Annotated in this window: 1 pseudogene; it reads left to right on the plus strand. The window is 41.0% G+C overall.

Going from position 1 to position 1,696, the window contains the following annotated elements:
* Positions 1–167: 167 nt before the first annotated feature.
* Positions 168–1,504: pseudogene (locus B4W83_RS11530) on the plus strand (IS1380-like element ISSpn5 family transposase).
* The last annotated feature ends 192 nt before the right edge of the window (positions 1,505–1,696 follow it).

Raw genomic sequence — 1,696 nt, forward strand, 5'->3', positions numbered from 1 at the left:
AACCCCAATTATTCACCCCTAATCTAAAAACCCTCCAGAATCCTTGCCTTAGCTTAGATCCTGGATGGTTTCTTTTTTCACCCAATGGGTGTTTTTTACTAGACAAAAAAGAGTTTCCCCTTTATGGTATAAGTGTAGAAAAAAACACAAAAAGAAAGGAAACTCACATGAACAGTTTACCAAATCATCACTTCCAAAACAAGTCTTTTTACCAACTATCTTTCGATGGAGGTCATTTAACCCAGTATGGTGGTCTTATCTTTTTTCAGGAACTTTTTTCCCAGTTGAAACTAAAAGAGCGGATTTCTAAGTATTTAGTAACGAATGACCAACGCCGCTACTGTCGTTATTCGGATTCAGATATCCTTGTCCAGTTCCTCTTTCAACTGTTAACAGGCTATGGAACGGACTATGCTTGTAAAGAATTGTCAGCTGATGCCTACTTTCCAAAATTGTTGGAAGGAGGGCAGCTTGCTTCACAGCCAACCTTATCCCGTTTTCTTTCCAGAACTGACGAGGAAACAGTCCATAGTTTGCGATGCCTCAACCTTGAATTGGTCGAATTCTTTTTACAGTTTCACCAGCTAAACCAACTCATTGTAGATATCGATTCTACCCATTTCACAACTTATGGCAAGCAAGAAGGTGTTGCTTATAACGCCCACTATCGTGCTCATGGCTATCATCCTCTTTATGCTTTCGAGGGGAAGACAGGTTATTGTTTCAATGCCCAGCTTCGTCCTGGTAATCGTTATTGTTCTGAAGAGGCAGACAGCTTTATCACACCTGTTTTAGAACGGTTTAATCAACTTCTCTTTCGAATGGATAGTAGCTTTGCGACCCCAAAATTATACGATTTAATTGAAAAAACAGGGCAATACTACCTCATAAAACTCAAGAAAAATACTGTTCTGAGCCGTCTTGGATCCCTTGCCCACAGGATGAGGACTTAACCATCTTGCCCCACTCCGCCTACTCAGAAACTCTCTATCAAGCAGGATCTTGGTCGCACAAGCGTCGTGTCTGCCAGTTCTCTGAACGAAAAGAAGGAAACTTGTTCTACGATGTTATTTCTCTCGTTACAAATATGACGAGTGGAACAAGCCAAGACCAGTTTCAGCTTTATCGTGGACGTGGTCAAGCCGAGAATTTCATCAAGGAGATGAAGGAGGGATTTTTTGGTGATAAAACGGATAGTTCAGCCTTAATCAAAAACGAAGTTCGTATGATGATGAGCTGTATCGCCTACAATCTCTATCTTTTTCTCAAACATCTAGCTGGAGGTGACTTCCAAACTTTAACAATCAAACGCTTCCGCCATCTTTTTCTTCACGTGGTAGGAAAATGTGTTCGAACAGGACGCAAGCAGCTCCTCAAATTGTCTAGTCTATATGCCTATTCCGAATTGTTTTCAGCACTTTATTCTAGGATTAGAAAAGTCAACCTGAATCTTCCTGTTCCTTATGAACCACCTAGAAGAAAAGCGTCGTTAATGATACATTAAAGAACAGTCGAGATGAAAAAATCGTGTGACGCACCAAGGGAGGAGTATGCCCTTTTGAGGAAATCTAGCGAGGAAAAATGATACTGGAACAGCAGAAAGTAAAACTGGCCTCATGAGGAGGAAGAAAGTGGCTCATGAGGTCAGGGGTTTTGTAAGTTACATCTAGTTGAGAGAGGTATGAATGATTTGGGG

It is taken from the genome of Streptococcus pseudopneumoniae ATCC BAA-960 = CCUG 49455 (assembly GCF_002087075.1).
In the GTDB taxonomy this organism is placed as follows: Bacteria; Bacillota; Bacilli; order Lactobacillales; family Streptococcaceae; genus Streptococcus; species Streptococcus pseudopneumoniae.